The organism is Sphingomonas aerophila (assembly GCF_014199305.1).
Taxonomy (GTDB): Bacteria; Pseudomonadota; Alphaproteobacteria; order Sphingomonadales; family Sphingomonadaceae; genus Sphingomonas; species Sphingomonas aerophila.
The window spans coordinates 235,760-259,475 of sequence record NZ_JACIJK010000001.1; the positions used below are offsets into that span (position 1 = coordinate 235,760).

The 23,716-nt window shown below is 66.4% G+C and carries 24 protein-coding genes and 1 other annotated feature; of the genes, 9 read left to right on the forward strand and 15 right to left on the reverse strand.

Going from position 1 to position 23,716, the window contains the following annotated elements; all coding sequences use genetic code 11:
- Positions 1-26 precede the first annotated feature (26 nt).
- From FHS94_RS01185 to FHS94_RS01210, 6 genes are all read right to left on the reverse strand, one after another.
- The gene (locus tag FHS94_RS01185; protein ID WP_184053645.1) at positions 27-725 is read right to left on the reverse strand and encodes a GIN domain-containing protein; all 699 of its coding nucleotides are present in this window, start codon (positions 723-725) and stop codon (positions 27-29) included.
- A 42-nt stretch (positions 726-767) separates the two neighbouring features.
- A complete protein-coding gene (locus FHS94_RS01190; RefSeq protein WP_184053648.1) occupies positions 768-1,508 on the reverse strand; it encodes a GIN domain-containing protein in 741 nt (246 codons plus the stop codon).
- Between the two features lie 119 nt (positions 1,509-1,627).
- A complete protein-coding gene (locus FHS94_RS01195; protein WP_184053651.1) occupies positions 1,628-2,161 on the reverse strand; it encodes a CarD family transcriptional regulator in 534 nt (177 codons plus the stop codon).
- A 220-nt stretch (positions 2,162-2,381) separates the two neighbouring features.
- Complete coding sequence (gene fdxA / locus FHS94_RS01200; RefSeq protein ID WP_184053654.1) at positions 2,382-2,723, reverse strand: ferredoxin FdxA; 342 nt, start codon at positions 2,721-2,723, stop codon at positions 2,382-2,384.
- A gap of 68 nt (positions 2,724-2,791) precedes the next feature.
- A complete protein-coding gene (locus FHS94_RS01205; protein WP_184053657.1) occupies positions 2,792-3,109 on the reverse strand; it encodes an RNA-binding S4 domain-containing protein in 318 nt (105 codons plus the stop codon).
- Complete coding sequence (locus FHS94_RS01210; protein WP_184053660.1) at positions 3,102-5,612, reverse strand: helicase-related protein; 2,511 nt, start codon at positions 5,610-5,612, stop codon at positions 3,102-3,104. The genes FHS94_RS01205 and FHS94_RS01210 overlap by 8 nt, the downstream gene beginning before the upstream one ends.
- Before the next feature lie 182 nt (positions 5,613-5,794).
- Between FHS94_RS01210 and FHS94_RS01215 the strand changes: the two genes are divergently transcribed.
- On the forward strand, positions 5,795-7,267 hold the full coding sequence (locus FHS94_RS01215) for a peptidoglycan DD-metalloendopeptidase family protein (RefSeq protein WP_184053663.1): 1,473 nt from the start codon (positions 5,795-5,797) through the stop codon (positions 7,265-7,267).
- 4 nt (positions 7,268-7,271) lie between these two features.
- Here FHS94_RS01215 and FHS94_RS01220 read toward each other — a convergent pair whose 3' ends face one another.
- Positions 7,272-8,180, reverse strand: a complete 909-nt coding sequence (locus tag FHS94_RS01220) for a prephenate/arogenate dehydrogenase family protein (protein WP_184053666.1) — start codon at positions 8,178-8,180, stop codon at positions 7,272-7,274.
- A complete protein-coding gene (gene hisC, locus FHS94_RS01225) occupies positions 8,180-9,280 on the reverse strand; it encodes a histidinol-phosphate transaminase (RefSeq protein WP_184053669.1) in 1,101 nt (366 codons plus the stop codon). The genes FHS94_RS01220 and hisC overlap by 1 nt, the downstream gene beginning before the upstream one ends.
- A 122-nt stretch (positions 9,281-9,402) precedes the next feature.
- Here hisC and metX point away from each other — a divergent pair, with 122 nt between their 5' ends.
- From metX to metW, 3 genes are read left to right on the forward strand one after another with little or no spacing between them, the layout of a single operon-like run.
- Positions 9,403-10,518 (forward strand): homoserine O-acetyltransferase MetX, encoded by a 1,116-nt coding sequence (gene metX, locus FHS94_RS01230; RefSeq protein ID WP_184053672.1) that lies wholly within the window; start codon positions 9,403-9,405, stop codon positions 10,516-10,518.
- Positions 10,515-10,952, forward strand: coding sequence for a GNAT family N-acetyltransferase (locus FHS94_RS01235; protein ID WP_184053675.1), 438 nt, complete (start codon positions 10,515-10,517; stop codon positions 10,950-10,952). Before metX ends, FHS94_RS01235 begins: the two co-directional genes overlap by 4 nt.
- Positions 10,949-11,542: a methionine biosynthesis protein MetW gene (gene metW, locus FHS94_RS01240; RefSeq protein ID WP_184053677.1), complete on the forward strand. Its 594-nt coding sequence runs from the start codon at positions 10,949-10,951 to the stop codon at positions 11,540-11,542. Before FHS94_RS01235 ends, metW begins: the two co-directional genes overlap by 4 nt.
- On the opposite strand, the gene FHS94_RS01245 is transcribed toward metW, so the two are convergent.
- A complete protein-coding gene (locus tag FHS94_RS01245; RefSeq protein ID WP_184053680.1) occupies positions 11,539-12,066 on the reverse strand; it encodes a YcxB family protein in 528 nt (175 codons plus the stop codon). The genes metW and FHS94_RS01245 overlap by 4 nt on opposite strands.
- 66 nt (positions 12,067-12,132) lie before the next feature.
- Between FHS94_RS01245 and FHS94_RS01250 the strand changes: the two genes are divergently transcribed.
- Complete coding sequence (locus tag FHS94_RS01250) at positions 12,133-13,068, forward strand: ribose-phosphate pyrophosphokinase (protein ID WP_184053683.1); 936 nt, start codon at positions 12,133-12,135, stop codon at positions 13,066-13,068.
- A gap of 26 nt (positions 13,069-13,094) precedes the next feature.
- On the opposite strand, the gene FHS94_RS01255 is transcribed toward FHS94_RS01250, so the two are convergent.
- Positions 13,095-13,427 carry a PilZ domain-containing protein gene (locus tag FHS94_RS01255; RefSeq protein ID WP_184053687.1) on the reverse strand — a complete coding sequence of 111 codons (333 nt, stop codon included), beginning with the start codon at positions 13,425-13,427 and terminating at the stop codon, positions 13,095-13,097.
- Between the two features lie 139 nt (positions 13,428-13,566).
- Here FHS94_RS01255 and sucC point away from each other — a divergent pair, with 139 nt between their 5' ends.
- The 3 genes from sucC (at position 13,567) to FHS94_RS01270 (ending at position 16,655) form a co-directional block, all read left to right on the forward strand.
- Positions 13,567-14,766 (forward strand): ADP-forming succinate--CoA ligase subunit beta, encoded by a 1,200-nt coding sequence (gene sucC, locus FHS94_RS01260; RefSeq protein WP_184053690.1) that lies wholly within the window; start codon positions 13,567-13,569, stop codon positions 14,764-14,766.
- 175 nt (positions 14,767-14,941) lie between these two features.
- Positions 14,942-15,700: an electron transfer flavoprotein subunit beta/FixA family protein gene (locus FHS94_RS01265; protein WP_184053693.1), complete on the forward strand. Its 759-nt coding sequence runs from the start codon at positions 14,942-14,944 to the stop codon at positions 15,698-15,700.
- Between the two features lie 22 nt (positions 15,701-15,722).
- The gene (locus FHS94_RS01270) at positions 15,723-16,655 is read left to right on the forward strand and encodes an electron transfer flavoprotein subunit alpha/FixB family protein (protein WP_184053696.1); all 933 of its coding nucleotides are present in this window, start codon (positions 15,723-15,725) and stop codon (positions 16,653-16,655) included.
- Between the two features lie 180 nt (positions 16,656-16,835).
- Here the strand turns inward: FHS94_RS01270 and FHS94_RS01275 are convergent, their stop codons facing one another.
- The 4 genes from FHS94_RS01275 to FHS94_RS01290 all read right to left on the reverse strand — a co-directional run bounded on the left by FHS94_RS01275 (position 16,836) and on the right by FHS94_RS01290 (position 21,434).
- Complete coding sequence (locus FHS94_RS01275; RefSeq protein WP_246348276.1) at positions 16,836-18,080, reverse strand: endo-1,4-beta-xylanase; 1,245 nt, start codon at positions 18,078-18,080, stop codon at positions 16,836-16,838.
- A 70-nt stretch (positions 18,081-18,150) separates the two neighbouring features.
- Entirely contained in the window at positions 18,151-19,152 is a 1,002-nt protein-coding gene (locus tag FHS94_RS01280; protein WP_184053698.1) for an arginase family protein, read from the reverse strand.
- Positions 19,149-19,739: an SOS response-associated peptidase family protein gene (locus tag FHS94_RS01285; protein ID WP_184053701.1), complete on the reverse strand. Its 591-nt coding sequence runs from the start codon at positions 19,737-19,739 to the stop codon at positions 19,149-19,151. The genes FHS94_RS01280 and FHS94_RS01285 overlap by 4 nt, the downstream gene beginning before the upstream one ends.
- Before the next feature lie 78 nt (positions 19,740-19,817).
- Entirely contained in the window at positions 19,818-21,434 is a 1,617-nt protein-coding gene (locus FHS94_RS01290) for a lysine--tRNA ligase (RefSeq protein WP_184053704.1), read from the reverse strand.
- 88 nt (positions 21,435-21,522) lie between these two features.
- Positions 21,523-21,578: a sequence feature (sul1 is cis-regulatory element that is thought to sense ions involved in sulfur or methionine metabolism; They are found in Alphaproteobacteria), on the forward strand.
- A 66-nt stretch (positions 21,579-21,644) separates the two neighbouring features.
- On the opposite strand from FHS94_RS01290, the gene FHS94_RS01295 reads away from it, so the two are divergent.
- On the forward strand, positions 21,645-23,141 hold the full coding sequence (locus FHS94_RS01295; protein WP_184053707.1) for a SulP family inorganic anion transporter: 1,497 nt from the start codon (positions 21,645-21,647) through the stop codon (positions 23,139-23,141).
- 20 nt (positions 23,142-23,161) lie between these two features.
- Here the strand turns inward: FHS94_RS01295 and FHS94_RS01300 are convergent, their stop codons facing one another.
- On the reverse strand, positions 23,162-23,626 hold the full coding sequence (locus FHS94_RS01300; protein WP_184053709.1) for a hypothetical protein: 465 nt from the start codon (positions 23,624-23,626) through the stop codon (positions 23,162-23,164).
- Positions 23,627-23,716 lie beyond the last annotated feature (90 nt).

Genomic DNA, 23,716 nt, shown 5'->3' on the forward strand with positions numbered 1-23,716 from the left:
GCGTCGGCGCGCCCTGGCCGGACGGGTCAGGGTGTGTCGGAGCCACAGTCGACCGGCCCGCCCGCCGTTGCGACGACTCGGCACTTGGTTGTGCCGGCGATGCTGACCCGGCCGACGCCAGTGTTGCTCACCTGCGCCTGATAATGCGCGCGAGCCCGGATCTCTCCCGGGCCGTCGAGCCGTACGAACAGCTCGCCCGTATCCAATGCGGCCGCGTCGATCGTGCCGGTACCGTTGCTGAGCAGTCGGGCATTGTCGGCCTTTCCCGCCAGCGTCAGCGATCCCGAGCCGATCACGGTCCCGATCAACCGTGGCGTATCGACCTGCGCCGCCTCGATAGCACCCGTGCCGCTGATCGACAGATCAATCCGTTCGCCCCGCATCCGCCCGAGCTTCAGGCGGGACGCGCCAACGACGCTTGCCGAGACGATGTTGGGCGTGGTCAGCGCCACTCGCACTGGTTCCCGAGATCGCACCGCCCGCTGGTCAGCACTGCCGATCACCGGCCGCACGACCAGGGTGGTACCGTCCACCCTGACCTCAATCCGGTCGATTGCCGCCTTTTCGCCGGTGACGGTTCCGGTTGGGGACGCGCCAACCGACACGGTCACTTCATAAGGCCCCTGCACGCGGATTCGGTCAAAGGTCCCAGGATAGACGCCACGCTCTGCCGCAGGCGCGACGACGGGGAGCAGGAGGGCAAGAAGCGCGAACTGGCGTGGCATGGTGCCCAGCCTTGCATCCCGCTCACCCCCGCGCAACCCAGCTCAGGCGCAGCGAACCGACCCTGATCCCATCTTCGTTACCTGGCACTTCGCGCCGCCGGTGATGACCACATCGCCGGACCCGACAATGGTGACATCGGCTGTGCGCGCTGCATTGGCGGCGACATTGCCTGCACCGGCGATCGTGACCTCCGCCGTGTCGGCCCGCAGGCCGGCGTTGCGGACCTTGCCCGAGCCGCCAATCGAGACACTGGTTTTCCCAGCACGGCCGGCCGCGGTGATGTCGCCCGATCCGCCAATGTTCCAGCTGGCACGACGCACCTGCATGTTGTTGACGGTCAGGCGTCCCGATCCGCCGATATTGCCTTCAAAGGAGTCGCCCGCAACCCGGTCCACCGTGATCGAGCCCGAGCCGCCGATCGCTGCACCCGTCAGCCGCGGCAGCGTCACGACGAAGTGCACCCGTTCCCCACCTCCCGACCAGGCGCCTTTCTTCGTACCGAGATCGAGGCTGTGCCCGTTCTGGCGAACCCGCAGGCGGTCCAGCATGGCGGGAGAGCCGGTCGCTACTACCGAGAAGGTGGGTCCTACCGATACGGTCACGTCCGCGCTCGACGACAGACCAACCATGTGAAAATCGCGCGCGGCGAACCGTCGCTCCCCGCCCGAGCCGGTGGCCGGGATTTCGGTGCCGTTCCCGTCAGAAGCTTCGGCAGAACACGCGGCCAGCGGTGCAACTGCCGCAAAAAGGCCGATAGCGAGAAGAGGGCTAATCTGCTTCACGACCGCAACTCCCATTGGTGTACTGTTCACATAGTACACCCGTGCGTCGATGGGCGACAAGCACAAAAAAGGGCGGCACCGACCGGCACCGCCCCTTCCTTGTTCGACCGTTACGCCAATCAGGCGGCCGGCTTGTCCTTGTTGTAGATCGCCGCAGCCGCACGCAGGATTTCCAGGATCTTCACCTGCGCTGCCGGCTCGTCGATCTGCTCCATGGCCGCGAGCTCGCGGGCGAGGCGCGAACACGCCGCTTCGAAGATCTGACGTTCCGAATAGCTCTGCTCGGGCTGGTCATCGGCACGGAACAGATCGCGGACCACTTCGGCGATTGACACGAGGTCACCCGAATTGATCTTCGCCTCATATTCCTGCGCGCGGCGCGACCACATGGTGCGCTTGACCTTCGGCTTGCCCTTCAGGCATTCCATCGCCTCGCGCATGGTCTTGTCCGACGACAGCTTGCGCATGCCGACGGATTCAGCCTTATTGGTCGGAACGCGAAGCGTCATGCGCTCCTTTTCGAACCGCAGAACGTAGAGCTCAAGCGAGGTTCCCGCGATCTCCTGCTTCTGCAGTTCGATTACACGGCCCACGCCGTGCTTGGGATAGACAACATAGTCGCCGACGTCGAAGGACAAAGCCTTGGCAGCCATTCAGGGGGCCTTTCCGGGTTTTCCGACCATGTACCGCGGCGAACACCGGGTTTATACGAACGGAAAAGAGGGGGTTGCGTACACTCCAAGCGGGCGGCACAAATTATCACGCCCGTCGCGGACCCATTTAGCATGGCCGCAACAAAATTACCAGCGTGTTGTGTCAGCAGCGCTGCCCGGAATGGGCCAGTCACTTCCGCGGTGTGAAATCGCCGGGCGATCAGTCGCCGGCGCCTGCCTCCGGCGTGAAGTACTTGTCGTACTTGCCCTCTTCACCTTTGTGCTCGTCGGCATCCGCGGGGGTCTGATCGACCTTGCGCGTGACGTTGGGCCACTGGGAGGAGAAGGTGGCATTAAGCTCCAGCCACTGCTCCAGACCATTTTCCGTATCCGGCAGGATGGCTTCAGCCGGGCACTCAGGCTCGCAAACGCCGCAGTCGATGCACTCGGACGGATTGATGACCAGCATCGTCTCGCCCTCGTAAAAACAGTCCACGGGACAGACCTCGACGCAGTCCATGTACTTGCAGCGGATGCAGGCATCGGTGACGACGTAGGTCATGTACGAGTTCCCTAGGCCAGTGGCCGGCTGTTCAACGATGCGCTGCTAGGACGTGGCGAGCCGATCCGTCAATCAATTGGGTCTTGCTGCGAGACGTTAGCAACTTGCGGGGCCTCGGTGCCGACCGTCAGGTCGGTGTAGCAGGCACGCGCCTCAGGCGCGGGACCGCGCCGCGGCGGCAGCGCGTCGACCCGTACCGTTCTGACCCGGCCATGAGCGGCAAAGGTCAACACGTTGCCGACCCGGATGGCAGCCGCGGCCTTCTCCACCAGGCGACCGTCGCAGCGGAGCCGCCCGGTCGCTGCAAGTTCCTGGGCAACGGTGCGCGTCTTCGCCAGCCGTGCGAACCACAGGAAGCGGTCGAGTCGCATCGTGGCTTCAGCCATTCGCCGCCCACGCAGCAAGCGCCGCAAAAGCATTGTTGGGATCGGGAGCCGGCTCCTCGCGCCGGGCGGGCGGGCGCCCCTTCCAGACCCAGCGTGGCTCATCCCCGGCCACCGGACGGAACCCGAGTTCCGCCATCAGCCGCGCCAGCGTTCCCGGCTCCAGCCCCATGGACGTGGCGAGCGCAGGGTCAGGGGCGAACGGCTTGCGCCCCTGGCGCGCGTCGTGGGCAACCCGCGCGATCCGCTCAACCAGATCGACCCGCACCGCTTGCGCGCCAATCGGTCGAAAGCCGGTCGCCAACGTTGCGCCATCGGCACCGCGGGGCAGCGTGGTCGCCCCTTCACGCGGCAGGACTGGCGATCCACCGCGGACGCGAAGCAGGGCCGCTCGCCAGCGCGCCGCCGCAGGCTTCAGCAGCCGCGCGTCATACAGGTCGAGAGCGCCGATCGTGACACCCATCTTGCGCAGGCGCCGCCGCTCCTCGGGCTGGAGCGCCTCCACGGCTTGGCGTACCGGCATCCTGGGCGTTATTCCGCCCGCTGCCTCCAACGCCGCCGCAACGACCCGCAGCGCCGGTGTTGCGCCCGGATCGCGGGCCGCCGCCGCCAAGGCGGGCAGGATCGGCAGATGGCGCGCGACCAGATCATCCAGCCACGAGGAAAGGCGCGCCTGTACCGCCTCCCGCTGCGCCTTCGACAAGGGATCAAGAGCGCGATCCAGAACGACTCGTGGCCGGGCCAGCATCGCGCCAGGCGCGAGCGCGGCCACCGGGTGCCCGCCCCAGGCAACTACATCGTCGTGGATGGAAAAGGCATCGTTCGGGGCCGAAACCAGCGCCTCTGCACGCTTCGACCGCTCTCCGCCCAACCGCTTCTCCGCCGCCGCGAGCAGCAAGCGCTTGTCGCCGGCGCGCGCATCGGCCGCGACCGTGAACTGGAACCCATCGAGCGTGCCGATCGCGTGATCCTCGACCAGCACCTCTCCTTCCGGGCCGATCGTGACGGGTAGAAGCGACGCGTCGGCGCCAAGCTGACGGATCAGGGCGGTGGTGCGCTTGTCGACAAAGCGCTGGGTCAAGCTGGTGTGCAGGCCATCCGACAAGCGCTCTTCGATCGCGCGGGTACGCTCGGCCCAATGCGCGGGGTCGGCGAGCCAGGTGCCGCGATGGGCGATATAGGCGTAGGTCCGGATCGCAGCGATGCGCCCCGCGATGGTTTCCACATCACCAGCGATCGTGTCGAGGCGCGCAATCTCGTCCGCGAACCATTGGTGGGGAACATGGCCACTCCCCTGCGTCAGATCACGGAACAGGCGTTCGACGAAGCGGGTGTGCGGGTCGATGCCGAGCTTCCGGAAATCGGGCAGGCCGCACGCCGCCCACAACCTCGCCACGCCGGCGGGGCTGCGCGATCGGTCGCGAACCCAGGGTTCGTCCGCCATGCGCTTGAGCACCTGCAGATCCCTCGCCTGGGGTGCCGCGCGCAGCACGCCCGGCTCCGGCTTGCGTTCCAGGCTGGCGATCAGCGCATCGACGCTCGAAAGGTCGGGCTCGCCGTCACGCCAGTAGAGGTTCTCGAGCCGCGGGAAGCGATGCCCCTCGATCGCGAAGATTTCTTCGGGAGTGAAGGCGCCCGGCCCTTCCTCCGTGACCGCGCCAAAGGTGCCGTCGCGCTGGTGTCGCCCGGCCCGGCCCGCGATCTGCGCCATCTCGGGAACCGTCAGCCGACGGGTGCGCCGGCCATCGAACTTGTGGAGCGAGGCAAAGGCGACATGGGCGACGTCCATGTTCAGCCCCATGCCGATCGCGTCCGTCGCGACGAGGTAGTCGACCTCGCCCGCCTGGAACATCGCGACCTGCGCGTTGCGGGTGCGGGGCGACAGCGCACCCATCACCACCGCAGCGCCGCCGCGTAGCCGTCGCAGCATTTCCGCGACCGCATAAACCTCCTCCGCGCTGAACGCGACGATGGCGGAGCGTTTGGGCAGACGGGTGATCTTTTTGGCGCCGGCATAGGTCAGGGTGGAAAAGCGCGGCCGCTCGATGATCTCGGCCTCGGGCACCAGCGCACGCACCATGGGCCGCAGCGCGTCGGAGCCGAGGATCATGGTCTCCTCCCGCCCGCGCGCGCGAAGCAGCCGGTCGGTGAAGACGTGCCCGCGTTCTGGATTGGCGCCGAGTTGGGCCTCGTCGATCGCCAGGAACGCGGCATCGCGGGCAAACTCGTCACCTCCGCGCACGCCCGGCCGGCCGCCCGGCTGCGGCATGCTTTCGGCCGTACACAGGAAGTAGCGCGCCGTAGGCGGGCAGATCCGCTCCTCCCCGGTGATCAAGGCCACCTGGTCGGCGCCCTTCAGCGCGACGACGCGGTCATACACCTCACGGGCGAGCAACCGCAGGGGGAATCCGATAATGCCGCTCGAATGGCCGCACATCCGTTCAACGGCGAGATGGGTCTTGCCGGTGTTGGTGGGCCCGAGGACCGCGGTCACAGCGGGTTTCATGACGCCAACATCGGGCCTCCATCGCCGGATCGCAACCACCTTCCGCCCGGCCCGCACGCGCAACGTCCCGTCGCAGCCAGGCGCGGCAAGCCTCGGGGTTAATTTGACTTTAGTGTGTCGCCTCCACAACCATTGCCATCCAGCGCCGGGGGGTCGGCGGGCTGTCGGGACGGTGATCGCCGGTGTTTCTGCGTAACGATCAAGGGCTGGAGCTTGGCGGCGGCACGAGTGCACGCGCGTTCGGCCGTGCCCTGGTGCGTGAAGCGGACCTCCACCCGATCGAACGCATCCGCATTGCCGCCCAGCGGATCGATTGGGTGCCTGACCTCGGCAGCCAAATTGGCAGTTTGTCTTGGTGGCGCGGGCTTTGCACCTGCACTGCCCTGTGCGCGGCAACCTGGGCCTTGTCGCCCGGCTTCCGCCCCATCGTCGGCGCAGTGCCGGCACCGCTCACGGGCAGCGAATGGGATGAAGCGCGCGCACAGGGGATCGCACCCTTGGGCCTGGGCAGCGACACTGGCCGGCGGATGGCGGCGGGTGACCTGGTCCGCCCGCTTGCCGAGGCGCCAGAGCGGCCCAGTATCGATCTGTCGGCGACCTTGGGCGAGGGCGACGGTTTCGAGCGCATGCTGGAGCGCGCGGGCGTGAGCCGGCGCGACGCCGACGATGCCGCCGCGCTGGTCGCGCAGGTCACGGATCTTGGCGACATCGCACCTGGCACGGCCGTGTCGCTGACACTCGGCCGGCGTCCCAGCAAGCTTTATGCGCGGCCGCTGGAGAAGCTGGACATGCGCGCGCGCTTTGACATGGCGCTGACGCTGAACCGCGCGGGCGAAGCGCTGCACCTGACGGAGCGGCCGATCGCGATCGATCACACGCCGCTCCGTCTCCAAGGGCTGGTCGGATCCAGCCTGTACCGCTCCGCCCGCGCCGCGGGAGCGCCCGCCAAGGCGGTGGAAAGCTATATCCGCGCGATGGCCAGCCGCTTGTCCATCGGCAGCGATGTGCATGCGGCCGACAGCTTCGACATGGTGATCGAGCGGGAGCGTGCCGCCACGGGCGAAACCCGCACCGGCAAGCTCCTGTTCGCTGGCCTTGATCGGGGCAGCCGGCAGACAAAGCTTGTCCGCTGGACGGTGGACGGGGACGAAGACTGGTTCGACGCGGACGGCCGGATCGAGCGCAAGGGCCAGATGGGGTTGCCGGTGGCGGGCCGCATCACCTCCAACTTCGGCTGGCGTACCCATCCGATCCTTGGCTTTGTGAAGCTGCACAAGGGGCTGGACATCGGCGCCGCCTATGGCTCGCCGATCTATGCCGCGATTGAAGGATCCGTCAGCTTCACGGGCCGGGCCGGAGGATACGGCAACTTCGTCAAGCTGACCCATGGCGGCAATCTGGTCAGCGGCTATGGCCATATGAGCCGTATCGCGGTCCGTTCGGGCCAACGCGTCGCGCGCGGGCAGGTGATCGGCTATGTCGGGTCCACCGGCCTGTCGACCGGTCCGCACCTGCATTGGGAAATCTGGAAGAACGGGGTGTCGATCAACCCGCGCTCGATCTCCTTTGACCAGATCCAGCGGTTGTCGGGACGTCAGCTGGCGGGGCTGAAGGCGCAGGTTTCACGCCTGTTGGCAGTGATACCCGGCCGATAAGCCGTTATTCGTGGCTACGGCCGAAGTCGGCGGCCGGATCATCCTGCCCTTGTTCAACGATAGACCGGCGGATGGCGCGGGTGCGGGTGAACAGGTCGAATAGCTCATCGCCCTTGCCCCAGCGGATCGCGCGCTGAAGGCTCGCCAGGTCTTCTGAAAAGCGGCCCAGCATTTCCAGCACCGCTTCGCGATTGGTCAGGAACACGTCGCGCCACATGGTGGGGTCCGACGCTGCGATACGGGTGAAGTCGCGAAAGCCGCCGGCGGAGTATTTGATGACCTCGCCCCGCGTGACCTCTTCCAGGTCCGACGCGGTGCCGACGATCGTATACGCGATCAGGTGCGGCAGGTGACTGGTCACGGCCAGCACACGATCGTGATGCTCGGGCGTCATCACCTCCGGCGTCGCCCCCAGCCGTCGCCAGAACTCGGCCACCCGCTCGACCGCGGTGGCATCCGTGCCTGCTTCGGGAGTCAGAATGCACCAGCGGCCATGGAACAGCGTCGCAAAGCCCGCCTCCGGTCCCGACTGTTCGGTGCCGGCGACCGGGTGGGCAGGGACGATCGCGCGGCCGGGCAGCGCCTCCGCCAGCGCGCGAGCAACCGCGGCCTTGCAACTCCCCACGTCGCTGACCACCGCATCGGCGGGCAGATCGTCGGCGAGCTCAGCCGCCGCCGGCCCGATCGCACCGACGGGAACGCACAGGATCACCAGGTCCGCGTCGATGGCCGCCGTTCCGGCGCTGTCCGCGACATCGTCGACCAGTTCAATCCGCACGGCCGTCTCCCGTACGGCAGGATCGGCATCATAGCCGGTCAGCCGCACGGTCGGCATCGTCGCCCGCACCGCCCGCGCGAGCGAGGAGCCGATCAGCCCCAGCCCGATCAGCGTGACACGAGCGAAGGGCAACATCAGCCCGCCCGCTCCACCAACTGGCGCAACGCCGCGATGACGCCGCGGCACTCGGCCTCCGTCCCGATCGTGATGCGCAGTGCGTGGGGCAGCCCCTGCCCGGGCAGCCAGCGGACTATATAGCCGGCCTCCATCAGCCCCTTGTACGCCGCCTCGCCGGTCAACGCGCCCTGGAACAGCACCAGCACGAAGTTCGCCTGGCTCGGGATCGCGCGCAGCCCCGCATTGCCAAGCGAGGCGATCTCGTCGGCGAACCACGCGCGCCACTTGGCGTTGTGAGCGCGCGTCGCGTCCACGAACGCGTCGTCGTTGATCGCCGCCACCGCCGCCTGCTGGCCGGCGATGGTGATGTTGAAGGGCATGCGGATTTTGTGCATCGCGCTCACGATCGGGGCAGAGGCATAGCCCCAGCCGATCCGCTCCGCGGCAAGGCCATGGATCTTGGAAAAGGTGCGGGTGACGAGCACGTTTGGCTCGTTCATCGCCAGGCTGAGGCCCGCGTCGTCGTCCTCGGGCTCCAGATACTCGGCATAAGCCTGATCGATCACCAGCAGCACATCGGCGGGAAGCCCGCGATGCAAACGTGCGATCTCCGCGCGCGGCACAAAGGTGCCGGTGGGATTGTTCGGATTAGCCACGAACACGACGCGGGTGCGCTCGGTCACGCAGGCAAGGATCGCATCGACATCGGTCGCGTAATCGGTGTCGGGCGCCACGATCGGCGTCGCGCCAACCCGCCGCGCCGCGATCTCGTACACCGCAAAGCCATAGCGGACATAGATGATCTCGTCCCCCTGCCCCGCGAACGCACCGGCCGCGAGGTGAAGCACTTCGTCCGACCCGGTGCCGTAGATGATGCGCGCCGGGTCGAGCCCGTATTTGGCGGCAATCGCTTCGCGCACAATGGCAGCGCCTGCATCGGGATAGCGCGACAGGGAATGGCCCGCGCTCTGGAACGCCTCAACCGCAGCGGGCGAGGTGCCGAGCGGGTTTTCGTTGGAGGAAAGCTTGGCGACCTTGCGGCCGTCATCGGTGGTGGCGCGGCCCGGAACATACGGGGCGATGGCGGCGATCCAGGGTTTTGGCGCAGGTGCGGTCATGCGGGGGGCTTAGCGGCGCAGCCGGCCATGCGAAAGGCCGGATGACCGAGGGGGACAGGGCTGCCCTTAGGTCGTGAGCGCCGCCCTTGGCCTCAGGCTCTCGCTCGCCTAAGCGCGCGGCCATGAGCCACGACCAGCGTTTCGGGCTTCAACGCCACGCCAGATTGCCCGGGCCGCTTAGGCTCGACGGTGGTGGCAGCTTGTCGCCGGTCGAGATCGCGTATGAGACCTATGGCACCCTGTCGCCCGACGGCGGCAACGCGGTGCTCATCTGCCACGCCCTGACCGGGGACCAGCACGTCGCCTCCGTCCACCCGCGCACGGGCAAGCCGGGCTGGTGGACACGCATGGTGGGCGAGGGCCGCCCAATCGATCCCGCGCGACACTTCATCGTCTGCGCGAACGTGCTCGGCAGCTGCATGGGGTCATCAGGTCCCGCCAGCCTGGACCCGCTCACCGTCAAACCCTTCGCGATGAGCTTTCCCGTGATCACCATTCGCGACATGGTGCGCGCGCAGGCGATGCTGCTGGACCACCTGGGCGTTGGCAAACTGGCGGCCGTGGTTGGTGGATCGATGGGCGGCATGCAGGCCTTGTCCTGGGCGGCGACTTATCCCGAGCGAGTCGCGCGATGTGTGGTGATCGCCTCCACCGCCCGCCACACGGCGCAGAATATCGCCTTTCACGAAGTCGGGCGACAGGCGGTCATGGCCGACCCGAAGTGGCAGGGCGGCGCCTATTATGATGATGAGCCGCCCGCCGCCGGGCTGGCCGTCGCGCGCATGGCGGCACACATCACTTACCTGTCCGAAGCGGGGCTGACCGAGAAGTTCGGGCGCCGGCTGCAGGGGCGAGATGCCAAAAGCTTCGGGTTCGATGCCGATTTTCAGGTCGAAAGCTATCTTCGCCACCAGGGGATCAGCTTTGTCGACCGGTTCGACGCGAACTCCTACCTCTATATCACCCGCGCGATGGACTATTTCGACCTGGCCGAGGAGCATGGCGGACGGTTGGCGAACGCGTTCAAGGGGAGTGCGACCCGGTTCTGCCTGGTCAGCTTCGATACCGACTGGCTGTACCCTACAGCCGAGTCGCGTCGCGTGGTCCACGCGCTGAACGCGGCCGGCGCGGCAGCGAGCTTCGTGGAGCTGTCCTCTCCCTATGGCCATGATGCATTTCTGCTGGACAGCCCCGAGCTCAACCGGGTGGTGGACGGATTCCTGAAAGCGGCGGCATGAGCGACCTGATCTTTTCCGACGACAAGACGCTGCTGCAATTGCCGCGCATCCATGGCTGGCTCTCATCGAGCTACTGGTCCCCCGGCATCGCCCGCGCGACGGTGGAGCGCGCGATCGCGGGAAGCCACGCGCTCGGGGTGTATGACGGCGCGGAACAAGTCGGCTTTGCCCGGATGATCAGCGATCATGCGACCTTTGCCTGGCTGGCGGACGTGTGGGTCGCCGAACAGCGGCGCGGCCAAGGGCTGGGCCGGCGCATGGTGCAATGGTTCCTCGACAACCCGCGCTATATCGGCATCCGCCGCTTTGCGCTGGTCACCGGCGACGCGCATGGGGTGTATGCCGCTCTCGGCTTCCACGCGCCGCTGCGGCCAGAGCGCTACATGGAGCGCCTGTCACCCGATGCGGCGGCGCGGTTGAAGGCCGCACCATGAGCTTGCGGCCCGACCTCGGCATCATCGCCGACCATGTCACGGCCGGCGCGCGCGTGCTCGACATCGGCTGCGGCGATGGCGAGCTGATGGCGGCGTTACGCGACGGAAAAAGGTGCGACGCCCGGGGACTCGAAATAGATGCGGGCAACGTCGCCGCCGCCGTCGCGCGCGGCCTGTCGGTCGTGCAGGGCGACGCCGACCGCGACCTCGCCGACTATCCCGATGAGAGCTTCGATTATGCGATCCTCAGCCAGACGCTGCAAACCGCGCGGGCGCCGGACGTGGTGCTCGATCACCTGCTCCGGATCGGCCGGCGCGCGTTCGTCAGCTTCCCCAACTTCGCGCACTGGCGGGTGCGGCTGAGCCTGTTGTGGGGCGGCCGGATGCCCGTGACGAAGCTGCTGCCTGAACGCTGGTACGACACGCCCAACATCCACCACGTCACCGTGGACGACTTCCGTGCCTTTGTGCGCGAGCGCGGAGTAAAGGTGGAAGGAGCATGGTTCCTGTCGCGCGGGCGGCAGACCACGGCGGCAGGCGCCAACGCCTTCGCCGAACATGCGGTGTTCCTGCTCAGCCGGACGGATTAGTAGCGTCGAAGGCCCGTGTTGAAGATGGTGGCGCGTAGATCAGCAGCGCCTTGCTCGGATTGTGCCCGATCCGGCAGGAAGAAGAATCTGCGTTCGTTCAGATAGAGCAGGACCATCCCGCCCGAGTCCTGCCAACCGAACAGATCCGACCATGGCATGCGCGTTATAACCTGGACGTTCTCGAGAACGACCTCATCCGCGCTCCAACTCCAGGTCTGCTCAAGCGTCGCAGAACGTTGCTGGTGGACCAGCCGCTTTACCCGTCGGGGTGCAAGAACATAGGCGAGCGCATAGATGAGCGGCAGCATCGTGAAACCCAGCGCCGCGTAAGCCGCGCAAAAGCCCACCGCGTGGTACAATCTTCCACCAAACCAACCGACCGTTGCGCCCACCCCAGCGCTGAAGATCGTGAACAGAACCCATGTGCGCAGGAACCGGCGCCGTCGAAGGGCTAGCCTCAGATTCGTCCGGTTCGCGGCGACGAAGTCGGCCGCCATCGGTCTCCAGCTTGCCTGCCCCGCCATATGCTCCCCTTCCCCTCATCTGGCGACCACTCTAGAGCACCCGCGACTAGCGCGAGAGGGTGCCCGATGAAATTGATGACCGGCAACTCCAACCTGCCGCTTGCGCGCGCCATCGCCGATTATTGCGAAGTGCCGTTGACGGAGGCGCTGGTGCGCCGCTTTGCCGACGAGGAAATCTTTGTCGAGATCCAGGAGAACGTGCGCGGCGAAGACGTGTTCGTGATCCAGTCCACGGGTTATCCCGCGAACGATAATCTGATGGAGCTGCTGATCATGATCGACGCGCTAAAGCGCGCGTCGGCAAAGCGGATCACGGCGGTTATCCCCTATCTCGGCTATGCGCGCCAGGATCGAAAGCCCGGCCCCCGCACCCCGATCTCGGCCAAGCTGGTGGCGAACCTGATCACCGTTGCCGGTGCCAATCGCGTGCTGTCGGTCGACCTGCATGCCGGGCAGATCCAGGGGTTCTTCGATATTCCCACCGACAACCTTTATGCCGCACCGGTGATGAGCGCAGACATCCGCGCGCGCTTTGCCGGGCGCAACATCATGGTGGTGTCACCGGACGTGGGCGGCGTGGTGCGCGCGCGCGTGCTCGCCAAGCGGCTCAACAATGCGCCACTGGCGATCGTCGACAAGCGGCGCGAGCGGCCGGGCGAGTCGGAGGTGATGAACATCATCGGCGATGTCGAGGGCCGGTTTTGCGTACTGATCGACGACATCGTCGACTCGGCGGGTACGCTTTGCAACGCGGCGGCTGCGCTAAAGGAAGCCGGCGCGGAAGAGGTGGTCGCCTATGTCACCCATGGCGTGCTCTCGGGCGGCGCGGTGGCGCGAGTCGAGGGTTCGGAGCTGACGGAGTTGGTGATTACCGATTCGCTGGGCAATCACGAGGTGATCGACGCGTGCAAGCGGATCAGGCACTTGCCGATCGCGCCGTTGCTGGGTGAGGCGATCAAGCGAATCGCGGACGAGACGTCGGTCAGCAGTCTGTTCGACTAGGGAGCGCTGGCCCGGCGGAGCTGCGCCTATCGGTTGCCGAGCGCGACGATGTGGTCGAACACCGCGGGATGCAATGGCTTCGCGAACGCGCAGCCATATTTGAACTTGTCACGCCACGCGACCACCGCCTCCAGCGGCGACAGGCCGGGCAGCGTCAGCCACACCACCGTGCCCGGCCACAGGGTGAAGCTCGTTTCGGCCCGGAAGCCGGACGCTGACAGGTCCACCACGTCGATCTCGAACCGGGTCTGGCCACGATCGCGCAGGTGGGCGCGCATCTTTATCGCCCGTCGCAGAGCGCGGCGATGTTCACTGTCAGAAACCGGCGTGAACGGCGGAGAAAAGGTCGGGCGGTCCATGGCCGAAGGGCTTACGTCCCGGTTGGTTACTTTTCGGCTAAGCCCCGCGCCGACAGGCTATGCTGCAACTGCGCTGGATTCGCGGCGGCGGCTGTGCGACAGGCGGCGCCAAATTCCTTTTACGAAAGGCCAGAGCCCCATGAACATTCACGAATATCAGGCCAAGGAGCTGCTGGCCAAGTTCGGCGTCCCCGTTCCCGCAGGTTTCGCCGCCATGAGCGTCGACGAGGCGGTCGAGGCAGCGGGCAAGCTGCCCGGGCCCCTCTATGTCGTAAAGGCGCAGATCCACGCTGGCGGCCGCGGCAAGGGCAAGTTCAAGGAGCTCGGCCCCGATGCAAAGGGCGGCGTCCGCCTGGCTAAGACCGCTGACGAAGTGCGCGCTGCCGCAACCGACATGCTCGGCAATACGCTGGTGACCGTGCAGACGGGCGAGGCCGGCAAGCAGGTCAACCGACTGTACGTGACTGACGGTGTCGACATCGCGAAGGAGTTCTACCTCGCGCTGCTCGTCAACCGCGCCACGGGTCGTGTGTCGATGGTCGCCAGCACCGAAGGTGGCATGGACATCGAAACGGTGGCCCACGACACGCCCGAGAAGATCCATTCGATCGACATCGATACCGCAACCGGCTTCATGCCGCATCACGGCCGCGCCGTCGCAGCCGCGCTGGAGCTGAAGGGTGACCTGGCGAAGCAGGCAGCCAACGTCGCGTCCAAGCTGTATGCCGCGTTCCTGGGCACCGACGCCGAGCAGATCGAAATCAATCCGCTCGCCGTTACAGAGGACGGCAAGCTGATGGTGCTCGACGCCAAGGTCGGCTTCGACGGCAACGCCATGTTCCGCCACAAGGACATCGCCGAGCTGCGTGACGAGACTGAGGAGGATCCCGCGGAGATCGAAGCGTCGAAGTACGACCTCGCCTATATCAAGCTCGATGGCGACATTGGCTGCATGGTCAACGGCGCGGGCCTCGCCATGGCGACGATGGACATCATCAAGCTGAACGGCATGTTCCCGGCGAACTTCCTCGACGTGGGCGGCGGCGCCAACAAGGAAAAGGTCACGGCGGCGTTCAAGATCATTCTTCAGGATCCGAACGTAAAGGGCATCCTGGTCAACATCTTTGGCGGCATCATGCGCTGCGACATCATCGCCGACGGCATCGTCGCGGCGGCGAAAGAAGTGAACCTGCAGGTGCCGCTGGTCGTGCGCCTGGAAGGGACCAACGTCCAGCAGGGCAAGGACATCCTGGCCAACTCCGGCCTGCCGATCGTCGCGGCCAACGACCTGGGCGACGCCGCGCAGAAGATCGTCGCCGAGGTGAAGAAGGTCGCCTGATCTTCTCCATCGTATCGGTTTTGATGAAGGGGTTCGGGCGGCAACGTCCGGGCCCCTTGATCGTTGTGGGTGGTGAACAAGGCTGCTCACCATACCGGACTTGCGAAAACGGCAATTCTGCGACTAGTGAGCAACCGATGCGCCCTGGGAAACGGCGCGGGAGAGAGTGCAAGCCATGAAGGTGCTGGTACCGGTCAAGCGCGTGCTTGATTACAATGTGAAGCCCCGGGTGAAGGCGGACGGGTCGGGCGTCGACCTGTCCAACGTCAAGATGAGCATGAACCCGTTCGACGAAATCGCAGTCGAGGAGGCGATCCGTCTGCGTGAGGGCAAGAACGGCGGCGGAGTCACTGAGGTCATCGCAGTGTCCGTCGGGGAGCAGAAGTGCACGGAAACGCTGCGCACCGCCCTGGCTATGGGTGCCGATCGCGCGATCCTGGTCCAGACGGACGAGAAGGTCGAACCGCTCGCCGTGGCCAAGATCCTCAAGGCGATAGCCGATGAGGAAGGCCCGAGCCTGGTGATCCTGGGCAAGCAGGCGATCGATGACGACAATAACCAGACCGGGCAGATGCTCGCCGGCCTTACGGGCTGGGGCCAGGGCACGTTTGCATCGAAGGTCGAGCTCGCACCCGACTCGGTGACTGTGACCCGTGAGGTCGATGGCGGGCTCGAGACCGAGAAGCTGACGCTGCCGGCGATCGTCACGACCGACCTTCGCCTGAACGAGCCGCGCTATGCGTCGCTGCCCAACATCATGAAGGCGAAGAGCAAGCCGCTCAGCAACAAGACTCCGGCCGACTATGGCGTGGACGTCACGCCGCGCATCAAGACGCTCAAGGTGGTCGAGCCGGGCAAGCGCCAGGCCGGCGTCAAGGTCGCCGACGTCGATGAGCTGGTGAACAAGCTCACCGTGCTCGGCATCCGCAAGTAAGCTCGAAGCGAGGACAAGAGACATGAAGACTCTGGTTTGGGTCGAGCACGACGGCGGCTCCGTGAAGGACGCGACCCTATCCGCCGTGACCGCGGCGTCGAAGCTGGGCGAGGTGCATCTGCTCGTCGCAGGTCAGGGCGTAGACGCCGTGGCACAGGCTGCTGCCCAGATCGCGGGTGTGGGCAAGGTCCATGTCGCCGATGATGCCGCCTTCGCCCATGCGTTGGCTGAGAATGTCGCGCCGCTGGTCGTCGAGCTGATGGGCCACCACGACGCGTTCGTGGCGCCGGCGACCACGTCGGGCAAGAACATTGCCCCGCGTGTCGCCGCGCTGCTGGACGTCATGCAGATCAGCGACATCCTGTCGGTTGAGGGCGAGGACACCTTCACCCGCCCGATCTATGCCGGCAACGCCATTGCGACCGTGCAGACGTCGGACGCCAAGAAGGTCATCACCGTCCGCACCACCGCCTTTGAGAAGGCGGCGGCGACGGGCGGCTCGGGCACGGTCGAGGCCGTGGCCGCAAGCGGCGCCGACAAGGGTGTGTCGACCTTTGTTGGTTCCGAGATCGCGGCCAACGCGCGCCCCGAGCTGACCAGCGCGAAGGTGATCGTGTCAGGCGGGCGGGCGCTGGGTTCGGGCGAGAAGTTCCGCGAGCTTATCGAGCCGCTGGCCGACAAGCTCGGCGCCGGCGTCGGCGCGAGCCGCGCGGCGGTGGATGCAGGCTTTGTCCCCAACGACTACCAGGTCGGCCAGACCGGCAAGATTGTGGCACCCGAAGTCTATGTCGCGGTCGGCATCTCCGGTGCGATCCAGCATCTTGCCGGCATGAAGGATTCAAAGATCATCGTCGCGATCAACAAGGACGAGGACGCGCCGATTTTCCAGGTCGCGGACATCGGCTTGGTCGGCGACCTGTTCAAGATCGTGCCCGAACTGACGGAGAAGCTGTAGGCCTGTTAGCGCCGGCCAGCGCTGGCGCAACAGGCCCGGTCGGCGCGGCACCAGCCGTGTCCGACGTCACGGGAGCAACTCCCGTGACGGCCCCCGCCGCTCAATATCCCAGTCTTCAGCCGTCACTCGGCTCAGCCGTCGTGACCAAGCGTTTAGTCCCGACCGGCCATTTTCTGCCGGTCAGCGCACCGCCGTCGCCCGGAACGCGTCCGCTACCGCTTCGCGCAGCGGTTTGGCCGCGAACACTGCATCATAGGGATTGGGCCGTAGCGGCAGGCCATCGCGGCGCGGCTGGAACGACTGCAACCAGCTGTACCGATCGCTCATGCCCCAGAACAGTACGTCCTTGAGCTGGCGGTAGCTCATCATGATGTCGAGCCAGCCCCTGCCCAGCGTCGCAATATCGGCGTCACGCACCGCCGGGTCGGAGGAAGGGCGATCAACGTCGGTAACGTCCATCTCCGTCACGACCAGATCATAGCCAAGCGCCACGACCTGATCGAGAAACGCGCGCCAACCCGCAGTTCGTTGATCAACGATCGCCGCGGCGGACGCTGTGGAGTAAAAGCCGATGTGCGACTGTACGCCGAGTGCGTCGACCGGCACGCCGCGCTCTCGGAAGCCTCGCAGCAGGGCCAGAACGCCGGCCTGATGGGTCGGCGTACCCCAGTCCATATAGTCGTTGTAGACGAGCTGCGTGGTTGGCAGTTCCGCCCTTGCTGTGCGGAAGGCGAGATCGAGCAGGCTGGCATCGCCGCCGACGGCACGAGAGAGTGAGTTGGTCCGCAGGGCACCGGTCGCCGGGTCCACCGCCTCGTTGATCACGTCCCAGCTGGCAATCTGGTTGCCGTAGCGGCGCGTGACGGTCTGAACGTGTTCGCGGACCAGCCGCTCCGCCTCGGCTCGCGGATTGCTGCCAAAGTCATAGGTGGTGAGCCAGCCCGGGAAGCGCTCGGCCACGTACCAGAGCAGCGTATGGCCTCGCATGGCCATGTTCCTGGACTGCGCATAAGCGAGCATCGCGTCAGCGCGGTCGAAATCGAAGCGATCCACGCTCGGACGCAGCGCCTGCCACTTCAGCTCATTCTCGGGCACCAGTATCGAACAGTCACGCTCGAGCAGCGCAGCATAGCTGGGATTGGCGAACGAGCCCGCATCGCCGGCAGCGCTCCAGGCGAAGGTGGAGCCGAAGCGCATGTTGCGGGTCGCAGCCAGCGCGGACAGGCTGGCCGTACCGCCAGGGGTCGGCGTGGGGGTCGGGCTGGGGGCGGGACTGGGCGCGGGACTGGGTGCGGGTGATGGAGTCGGCGTCGGGGCTGACACGATCGGTACCGTACCGCCTCTGCTGCCTCCTCCGCCGCCACATGCGGTGACGGCCAGCCCTGTGCCCAGCACCAGGCTCTGCCGCCGCGTGATCCGCTCCATCAGGTCTCTCCCTGCCGGTTCCTTGCCGGCCGGGCGAATGGTGACGCTACCAGCGCGTGATTACAACGGCTTAGAATCCCGACAGAAAGCTTGCGACGTTGTGGCCGAGCGCGCCGGCGGCATATCCGCCTTCCATGACGATCACGGTCGGCCAATCAGCACGGGCGATGTCGCGGGCAAGAACCGCGTAGTCGGGCGTGGTTAGCGCGAAGTGGCTGATCGGGTCGCCTTCCCAGGTATCCGCACCAAAGCTGACGACCAGTAGGCCTGGGTCGAACCGCCCGATTGCATCAAGCGCGATGGCTTGGGCGCGGCGAAACGCGTCGAGTCGCGTCCCGTGCGGCAGCGGCAGGTTGAGTGTCGCGCCATGCCCGTCACCCTCGCCCGCCTCACCCGGATGCCCCCAGTAGAAGGGATAGTCCGTCGCCGGGTCGGCGTGGACCGAGGCGAAGAACACGTCCCCCCGGCCCCAGAAGATGTCCTGGGTGCCGTTGCCATGATGATAGTCGATGTCGAGGATCGCGACCCGCCCTACGCCCGCATCGCGCGCGGCCTGGGCTGCCACGGCCGCGGCGTTGATGTGGCAGTAGCCGCCGCAATAATCGCGGCCGGCATGGTGGCCGGGCGGGCGGCACAACGCGAAGGCGGCGCGGTCGCCATCCAGCACCGCTTGTGCCGCAGCAAGGGCGGCTTGCGCACCCGCATAGCTCGCGGTGAAGGCTTGCGGTGTGATCGGGGTCACGGTGTCGAACGCGTGTCGGCCGAGCAGCGCGTCGACTCGGGTCAGTTGCTGTGCCCGACGATGCACGGGGAAGGCGTAGGGGATGGCATCACCCGCTCGCCCCGCCTCTCGCCACAGGTCCGGCACCCGTTGCAGCGCGTCGAGATAGGCAGCGTCGTGGACGCGTAGCAGCGGAGCGATGCCACGATCTTGGGGCCGCTCCGCCCCGCCGATCGCGGCCAGGATGATCTGGGCGCGCTCGGGCGTGTCGGCATACGGTGACTGCGCGCCGTTCCACAGCTCATAAAGCGGGGCATGGGCGAGTTGGGCTGGATCAAAGAACCGCCTCACCCGACCCGCTCCACGGTCAGGCTGCCGGCGGGCAAGGGCTGCGTCAGCTCCGCCGAGGGAACCCGGGGATCGAGCCAGTTCGCCCATTGTTCGCGGCCGAGCACCACAACCTGACGCGAGTGATAGGGGGCGATGTCGGGACCGGGAGGGCAGGTGAGCATGGTGAACGCCTCCCCGACCGCCGGGTCGCGCCGGAACAGCCCGGCGATACAGAACCAGTCATGCCCGACCAGGCGGAACGCCCATTTGGTTTTCCGCTTGGCACCCGGCTCTTCTGGGGCGGTGAACTCGTAGAAGGAGTCCACCGGGATCAAGCAGCGCCCTTCAACCAGCCGCCGTCCGTCCGAGCGGTAATTGTACACCGGCTTGCCACCCGGACCCGGCCAGCTCCAGCGCCGCGTCACCAGTTCCGCTTCCGCCGGTGCGTCGGCAGCCGCGCGGATGATGGTGGTCTGTTCCGTGATGCGGAAGCCATCGAGCGGCGCCATGTTGGGCGGCCCTTCCGGAAAGCGGAGCGGGATGCCGGTCTGACCCCAATCTTCGCGCAATAGCCCGAGTTCGATGCGGCGGGCGGCCTCGTTGCACATGGGCGGGCTCTCCGATGGTCAGGGGTGAGCGTATCGTGCCGGTCGGGCGGGGCAAGCGCCCGCCCCGCCCCGACCCGATCAGGCGGCGACGCGCTCCAGCGCCTGCGCGATCAGAGCACGACTGTTTTTGATGCCGTAAAGCTTGATGAAGCTGCCCATGCGCGGACCCTGGCTGGAGCCGAGCAGCGTTTCGTAGAGCGCCTTGAACCAGTCGCGGAGCGACTCAAAGCCGCCCCCATCCCCGAACTGGCCCTTGCCGATCTCATAAACGATGTTCTGAATGTCCTCGGCGCTCGCATCCGCCGGCAGGGCGGCGAGTTCGGCATCCAGGCGGCGGAGCGCGTCCACCTCCACGCCCTCGGGCGCGCGGCGGACCAGCGTTGGCGCGACGAAATCGCGGGCATAGGCGAGCGCGTGGCCGATCAGTCGGTCGAGCTCCGGCTCGCTCTCAGGCGTCGCGTCGGGAACATAGTTGGCGAGATAACCCCAGACCTGCTCGCGCGTGGCATCGCCCATCACGCCGACCAGGTTCAGCAGCAACCCGAACGTCACCGGCAGTGTGCCCGTGGGCACCTCGCCACCATGGATGTGGTGAACGGGATTGCCGAGCTGTTCCTTGATCGCCTGGCCCGGATAGGCGCCGTGGAACTGCCAATATTCGTCCACCGCACGAGGGATCACGCCCATGTGGAGCTGCTTGGCCTTCTTTGGCTCGCGATAGGCGAAGAAGGCGAGGCTCTCCTCGGGACCATAGGTCAGCCACTGGTCAAGGCTGAGCCCGTTGCCCTTTGACTTGGAGATCTTCTCGCCCTTTTCGTCGAGAAACATCTCATAGGTGAAGCCTTCGGGCGGCCGACCACCAAGCACTCGGGCGATCTTGCCTGACTGGGTGACCGAGTCGATCAGGTCCTTGCCCGCCATCTCATAGTCGACGCCGAGCGCGACCCAGCGCATCGCCCAGTCGACCTTCCATTGCAGCTTGGCGAGGCCGCCCAGCGCCGACCGGACGATCCGCTCGCCGCTCTCGTCAGTGAACGCGATGGTGCCCGCGTCAGCGTCCACCACTTCGACCGGCACCTGCAGCACGACGCCCGATGTCGGGCTGACCGGCAGCACCGGCGAATAGCTGGCGCGCCGCTCCGCACGGAGCGTGGGCAGCATCACCGCCTGGATCGCGTCATAGTGACGCAGCACCAGCTTCAGTGCGTCGTCGAATCGGCCCGAAGCATAGTATTCGGTCGAGGAGGCGAATTCGTACTCAAAGCCGAACCGGTCGAGAAACTGGCGCAGCATCGCATTATTGTGCGCGGCGAAACTGTCGTGCGTGCCGAACGGATCGGGAATGCGCGACAGCGGCTTGCCCAGATGCTCGGCCAACATCGCGCCATTGGGGACGTTGTCGGGCACCTTGCGCAATCCGTCCATGTCATCGCTGAACGCCACTAGCCGCGTCGGCTGATCGGACAGCGCAGCGAAGGCGCGGCGGACCATGGTGGTGCGCAACACTTCGTTGAACGTGCCGATATGCGGCAGGCCCGAGGGCCCGTAGCCCGTCTCGAACAGGATCGGTGAAGGCTGGCCGTCCGCCGACGGCTTGCCATTTGGATAGCGGGCGAGGAGCTTGCGCGCCTCCTCAAAGGGCCAGGCTTTGGACTCCAGCGCCGCGGCGCGCAGGGCGGTATCAACGTCGGTCATAGAGCCTCGCGACCTAAGCACCCGTCAAGACGCTGGCAATGCCGGGTTGCCGATCGGTGTGATCAGCCGCTATGGACGGGCGCAACTGCAAGGACCCGGTGCAACCCCGGGTGGCTATTCCGGCCGCCGATCCGCCGGACAACATGCCCGCCACGCTTCAGGTCGCGCCAGCGACGATGCGACGGGCATCACTCTTCCTGGTTGCCAAACATGACATCCACCCTCGCCCGCCACCGGGCGCAATGGTTCACCGATGCCGGGCAGGCGCGGCGCGACGTGCTTGCCGGCATTGTGGTCGCGCTGGCGCTGATCCCGGAGGCGATCGGTTTCTCGATCATCGCCGGTGTCGACCCGCGGGTCGGCCTTTATGCCTCCATCGCGATCGCGACGGTGATCTCGTTCCTGGGTGGCCGGCCGGCGATGATTTCTGCCGCGACGGCGGCTGTTGCGGTGGTGGTGACGCCCTTGGTGCGCGATCACGGCGTCCCGTACCTGTTCGCCGCTACGATCCTGATGGGGATGATCCAGATCGCGGCGGGGTTGGCGCGGCTGGACCTGCTGATGCAGTTCGTGTCACGGTCGGTTATCACCGGCTTCGTCAATGCGCTCGCCGTCCTGATCTTCCTGGCGCAGCTGCCACAACTGATGGGCGTGACCTGGCACAGCTACGCCATGGTCGCTGCCGGGCTGGCGATCATCTACCTCTTGCCGCGCGTCACCCGCGCCGTGCCCTCTCCGCTTGTCGGCATCGTCGTGCTCGCCGCGATCAGCATCGCCATGGGCCTGCCGGTCCGGACGGTGGGCGACATGGGCCGACTGCCAGAAGGCCTGCTGAGCCTCACCTGGCCTAACGTGCCGCTGACGCTGGATACGCTCCGGATCATCCTGCCCTATTCGTTGACCATGGCTGCAGTCGGGCTGCTCGAATCGCTGCTCACGGCGCAGATCGTCGACGACATGACGGACAGCGACAGTGACAAACGGCGCGAATGCCTCGGCCAAGGTGGCGCCAATATCGCCGCGGCGCTGGTCGGCGGCATGGGCGGATGCGCGATGATAGGCCAATCCGTCATCAACGTGACCTCGGGCGGGCGCCGGCGGCTGTCGACCCTGGTCGCGGGCGTGTTCCTGCTGTTCCTACTCGCGGTCCTGGGGCCCGTCGTCGGGCGCATCCCGATGCCGGCGCTGGTCGCGGTGATGATCATGGTGTCGATCGGCACATTCAGCTGGAACTCGATCCCGAACCTGCGCCGCCACCCGCCAACCTCATCGGCGGTTATGCTGGTGACGGTGGCGGTGGTGGTCGCGACCCGCGACCTGGCGCAAGGGGTGCTCGCGGGCGTGCTGCTGTCCGGCATCTTCTTTGCCGGCAAGGTACGGCGGATGTTCGCGGTGCACCGAGACGCCTCACCGGACGGCGCGGCGGCGACCTATCGCGTGACCGGCAATATCTTTTTCGCCTCGGTCGACCGCTTCACCCGGGCTTTCGCCGGCGAGGAACCTTCCCGCCACGTCACCATCGACGTGTCTGCGGCGCATTTCTGGGACATTTCAGGTGTCGGTGCGCTCAACAAGATACTGACCAAGCTGCGCCGCGACGGACGGGCCGTCGAGGTAATCGGCTATAACCGCGCCAGCGCCGACTTGGTTGACCGATTCGCGCTGCACGACAAGACGGGGGTGGAACTGGGCGCGACGCCGCATTGACGCCGCGCCTGTGTTCCGGATCACCGGTCCTGGATGCGGTCGCTGAGCCCGTCATGATCGGGCGCGCCCTCCGACGGCCCAACCTCGCCGTCGCGGGATCGGGTCAACGGCACGGTGGCAAGCCCGCTGACATTGCCCGAGCCGGTGAGCCCGCCATGGATCTCCGCGTCGAACGTGCCGCTCTCCACCTCATGCCGCATGGAGGCGAGATAGTCCGGGAAGCGGTCGGCAGGGATGAAGTTGGTGGTGACCCCGTCGATGGTCAGCGGGGCACCGTTCGACAGCGTCGGGGAAAAGGCGACCAGGCCGTCCGACTCGCTCCACCAATCATGGTTCTCGCCATCGCGATTGTTCTTCCATTGATCGGCCACGCGATCGATCGCTTCCAGCACCGGTTGGCGCTGCTCGGCAGGGTCGGCCTGTTCATGGTGCAACAGGTGATCAACCCGGTTCTCGATCCCTTCAACCACGTCCTTGAGGGCCATCTCACGCTCCTGATCTTGGCTTCGGAGAGAAGACGCGCGGGCGCGACTGAAGTTTCTCCATGAGCTGCGGGTTGCCAATCCGTTCCGCCG